At 73.8% G+C, this 3,979-nt stretch carries 5 protein-coding genes; 3 read left to right on the top strand and 2 right to left on the bottom strand.

Features of this window, described 5'->3' with window-relative positions; genetic code table 11:
- Positions 1–274 precede the first annotated feature (274 nt).
- Together AB0P35_RS41605 and AB0P35_RS41600 are read right to left on the bottom strand one after the other, a co-directional pair.
- Positions 275–799, bottom strand: coding sequence for a hypothetical protein (locus tag AB0P35_RS41605; protein ID WP_363521698.1), 525 nt, complete (start codon positions 797–799; stop codon positions 275–277).
- Positions 800–1,022: 223 nt separating this feature from the next.
- Positions 1,023–1,649 carry a TetR/AcrR family transcriptional regulator C-terminal domain-containing protein gene (locus tag AB0P35_RS41600; protein WP_363521695.1) on the bottom strand — a complete coding sequence of 209 codons (627 nt, stop codon included), beginning with the start codon at positions 1,647–1,649 and terminating at the stop codon, positions 1,023–1,025.
- A 101-nt stretch (positions 1,650–1,750) separates the two neighbouring features.
- Between AB0P35_RS41600 and AB0P35_RS41595 the strand changes: the two genes are divergently transcribed.
- The 3 genes from AB0P35_RS41595 to AB0P35_RS41585 all read left to right on the top strand — a co-directional run bounded on the left by AB0P35_RS41595 (position 1,751) and on the right by AB0P35_RS41585 (position 3,888).
- The gene (locus tag AB0P35_RS41595) at positions 1,751–2,179 is read left to right on the top strand and encodes an ester cyclase (RefSeq protein WP_363521692.1); all 429 of its coding nucleotides are present in this window, start codon (positions 1,751–1,753) and stop codon (positions 2,177–2,179) included.
- 129 nt (positions 2,180–2,308) lie between these two features.
- Positions 2,309–2,680: a YciI family protein gene (locus AB0P35_RS41590; RefSeq protein ID WP_363521689.1), complete on the top strand. Its 372-nt coding sequence runs from the start codon at positions 2,309–2,311 to the stop codon at positions 2,678–2,680.
- On the top strand, positions 2,677–3,888 hold the full coding sequence (locus AB0P35_RS41585) for a DUF6596 domain-containing protein (protein WP_363521686.1): 1,212 nt from the start codon (positions 2,677–2,679) through the stop codon (positions 3,886–3,888). The genes AB0P35_RS41590 and AB0P35_RS41585 overlap by 4 nt, the downstream gene beginning before the upstream one ends.
- Positions 3,889–3,979 lie beyond the last annotated feature (91 nt).

Raw genomic sequence — 3,979 nt, 5'->3', positions numbered from 1 at the left:
GTGCCCCGCGGCGGGGGAACGGCGCAGCTCCCATACCCCGGACGGTACGCCCGTCCCGGTGCGGCGGCCCGCCCGACGCCCCGACGTCCGGTCCGCGGGGCGGTCCGGGCCCGGGGGGCTCGTTCGCGGCCGGTCGGAGCGGCGCCGGACGGTCCGGGGCGCCGATCACCGGGACACGGACCACCGGCAGGACGGGGAGGGCGGACGCGTGGCCCGCGGACGGTCGCCGTCCCCGCGGCGCGGATCCCCTCGACGGGCCGGCAGGGCGTCGTGGTCAGTGACCGGCGAGCTTGACGAGGACGACGGCGAGGCCGATGACCGCGTCGACGATGCCCGCCACGATCGCCGCGAACGGTCCGCTGCCCATCCGCAGGCCGCTGACGCAGCCCCACACGAACAGCGCCACCACGCTCACCACGACCGAGGCCAGCAGCGCCGTGTGCAGCGCCATCAGCCCGACCGCGGCGGCCCCGATCAGCAGCAGCGGGCCGACGGCGGAGAGCAGCAGCGGGCTGCTGACGAACAGCATGCGGCGCAGCGCCCGTCCGGACGCCATCCGGCGGTGGACGATCCGGTACGCCTGCTCGTCGGCGACCAGCGAGGCCAGCCAGAGGCCGACCGCCGTCGCGCAGACGGCGAGGGCGGCCTTCCAGGTCGTCAGGTCCTCGACGACGGAGAGGCCGACCACCACGGCGACCATGGTGATGGTGGCGTAGATGCGCTCCTTGAGCTGCTCGGTGAGCGCGTCCACCCGCTCCGCCTGCGTCTCCCCCTCGGTGGGCACCTCGTCCTCGCGCATGCCGGCTGCTCCTCGTCGTGCGGGCGCCCGGCCGACGGCCCGGCCGGCCCAGTCTCGCCCGGGACCGGCCCGGTCGGCGGTTCCCGCACCGGCGAGCCGCCCCGGTCCGCCCGGCCGACACATGGCCGGCCCCGGGTGCGAGGTGACGGAGCGTCGCCGGATCGCGATGACCGCGCCGCACTCCGGGTCGGCGACGACGGGCCGATCAGCAGCGGAGGGCCGGTCAGCGGCGGAGGCCGGTGAGAAGGGCGTCCAGGGCGAGGTCGAAGCGGGCCTGGTGGTCCTCCGGGGTTCCGAGGCCTCCGGCGACGGCGGCGGCGAGGGTGGGGAGGGCACTGAGGTCGAGGTCGGCCGGTTCGTCCGGGTGGCCGGGGGTGGCGGCGGCCTCGGCGAGGCACTGGCCGATCACCAGGGTGGCCACCGAGTTGACCATGCGGAGGGCGTCGACCGGGCCGATGCCGGCCCGGCCGAGGGCGGCGGCGGTGTCCTCGACGATCTGCAGGGCCCGGGCGGAGCGGGCCGGGCGGGTCGCGACCAGCACGATCACGCCCGGGTGGCGGAGCAGCTCCGTGCGGAAGGCGGTGGCGAACTCCCGCAGGCGCTGCGGCCAGGCCTCGGCGGGGCCGTCCGGGTCGGGGCGGACGGAGCCGACGACGAGTTCGACGAGGCCGTCCAGGAGTGCGGCCTTGTTCGGCACGTAGTGGTAGAGCGTCATCGCCTCGACGCCGAGTTCGGCGCCCAGACGGCGCATGGAGAGCTTCTCGACGCCGTCCCTGTCGACGAGGCCGAGGGCCGCTCGCAGCACCTTCTCCCGGCTCAGCCCGGCTCGCCGGGTGCTGGCGGCATCCACTGGCGCTCTCCCCTCTCGCGTGGCGCGCCGCTTGACTTTCTTACGGCGTAAGGCAACAGTAGCGCACACCGCAATCTTACACCGTAAGGGGGATTCCCGGCATGTCCGTGGACCGGAACAAGCAGCTCGTCACCGACTTCTTCACCGCACTCAACGAGGCCCGGACGGCCGACCTCGGCGACTACCTGGCGGCGGACGTCGTGGACCACAACAAGATCATCCACGGCGAGCCGGACGAGCCCGGCGCCGCCTTCGCCGCCATCGAGACCCAGCTCACCGCCCTGAAGCCGTACCGCGCCCTGATCGACGAGCTGATCGTCGAGGGCGACCGGGTGGTCGCCCGGATCACCCAGTCCGGTGTCAGCTCCGGCGCCCACCCGCGCATGCCCGTCCCGACCGGCCGTCGATTCGAGAACGAGGCGATCTTCGTGTTCACGGTCGCCGGCGGCCGGATCACCGAGATCCGCGGCGTCTCCGACCGCCTCGGTCTCTTCCTCCAGCTCGGCTGGGACTGGCCGACCGTCGACTGAACAGCCGGGCCGTGCGGCGGCGGGAGGATTGTGCGAACTTTCCGGCGGGGGATGTCAAGACTGCGGCGACGGCTCCGACAACCGGTCGAAGGGCCTCAGCCGGGGCCCGCGAGCGACGAGGAGCACACGATGCAGTTCCTGATCAGCCTGCACATCAACCCGGCCGTGCTGGACGCGCTGACCGAGGAGGAGAAGACCGCGCTCGGCGCCGGCCACGGCAGGTTCATCGAGGCGGTGAAGTCCTCCGGTGAGCTGATCACCACCCAGGCCCTGGTCGACCCTTCGCAGGCCGCCGTGGTGACGGTGCGCAACGGCCGGCCGGTGGTGACCGACGGTCCGTTCCTGGAGTCCAAGGAGTACCTGGGCGGCTTCTACCTGATCGACTGCGAGACCAAGGAGCGGGCGATCGAACTGGCGGCGCAGATCCCGGACACCGCGATCGAGGGCCTCGGTGTCGAGGTGCGGCAGGTGATGTTCTGCGACGGAAACTTGGAGGCATGACAGCACCGAACCTCGAGGACCTGCTGCGTGAACTCACGCCGCAGGTCCTCGGCGCGCTGGTACGCCGGTACGGCCACTTCGAAGGGTGCGAGGACACCGTCCAGGAGGCCGTCCTCGACGCCGCCGTGCAGTGGCCGGCCGACGGGGTACCGGGCAACCCGCGCGGCTGGCTGGTGACGGTGGCCACCCGCAGGCTCATCGACCAGCTGCGAAGCGACCGGGCACGCCGCGAGCGGGAGTCGGCGACGGCCGCCGAGGTGGTGCCCGACGACGTGCCGGACACCGACGACACGCTCGTCCTGCTCTTCCTGTGCTGCCATCCGGCGCTGACCCCGGCCTCCCAGACGGCGCTGACGCTGCGCGCGGTCGGCGGGCTGACCACGGCCGAGATCGCCCGCGCGTTCCTGGTGCCGGAGGCCACCATGGCGGCCCGGATCAGCAGGGCCAAGCAGCGCATCAGGGCCACCGGACGTTCGTTCCGCCTGCCGGAGGGCGCGGAGCGGGAGGAGCGGCTGCGAGTCGTCCTGCACGTGCTCTACCTGATCTTCAACGAGGGCTACACCGCCTCCTCCGGCAGCGAGCTGCACCGCGCCGACCTCGCGCGCGAGGCGATCCGGCTGGCCAGGACGGTGCACGCCCAGCTGCCCGGGGACGGCGAGGTGACCGGGCTGCTCGCGCTGATGCTGCTCACCCACGCCCGCCGGAAGGCCCGGACGACGGTGGACGGCGACCTGGTGCCGCTGGACGAGCAGGACCGCACGGCATGGGACCGCGCACTGATCGACGAGGGCCTCGGCCTAGCGGAGGCCTCGCTGGCCGGACCGGCGCTCGGGCCCTACCAGCTGCAGGCCGCCATCGCCGCCACGCACGCCGCCGCGGACAAGGCCGACGAGACCGACTGGCCCCAGGTGCACGCCCTCTACCTGATCCTGGAACGGATCGCCCCCAACCCGATGGTCACCCTGAACCGGGCGATCGCCCTCGCCGAGACCGAGGGCCCGGCGGCCGGACTGGCCCTGCTGGCCACCCTGGACGGCGACGATCGGATGGCCGGGCACCACCGTCTGCTCTCCGTCCGGGCGCACCTGCTGGAGAGGTCCGGCGATCGGGCCGGGGCGTACGAGCACTTCCGGCGCGCCGCGAGGGCCACCGCGAGCATCGCCGAGCGGCGCTACCTCGAGTCCCGGGCCGGCCGGATCAGGCCGTAGGGACGGGAAACGCCCTCCCCCCGCACCGCGCCGCTCGGCCCGCCCGCCTACCCCGCAACGTGGAGCCCGGGGGGCCCCGCTACCAGCAGAA

Origin of the sequence: Kitasatospora sp. NPDC085879, assembly GCF_040686255.1 — a bacterium.
GTDB lineage: Bacteria > Actinomycetota > Actinomycetes > Streptomycetales > Streptomycetaceae > Kitasatospora.
The sequence above is the reverse complement of the archived record's forward strand: the minus strand, read 5'-3'. Positions and strand labels throughout refer to the sequence as shown.

Bases quoted from the DNA above. Each gene is read 5' to 3' on its own strand.
- AB0P35_RS41585 (WP_363521686.1), top strand. From the start codon at position 2,677: ATGACAGCACCGAACCTCGAGGACCTGCTGCGTGAACTCACGCCGCAG.
- AB0P35_RS41595 (WP_363521692.1), top strand. From the start codon at position 1,751: ATGTCCGTGGACCGGAACAAGCAGCTCGTCACCGACTTCTTCACCGCA.
- AB0P35_RS41605 (WP_363521698.1), bottom strand. From the start codon at position 799: ATGCGCGAGGACGAGGTGCCCACCGAGGGGGAGACGCAGGCGGAGCGG.
- AB0P35_RS41590 (WP_363521689.1), top strand. From the start codon at position 2,309: ATGCAGTTCCTGATCAGCCTGCACATCAACCCGGCCGTGCTGGACGCG.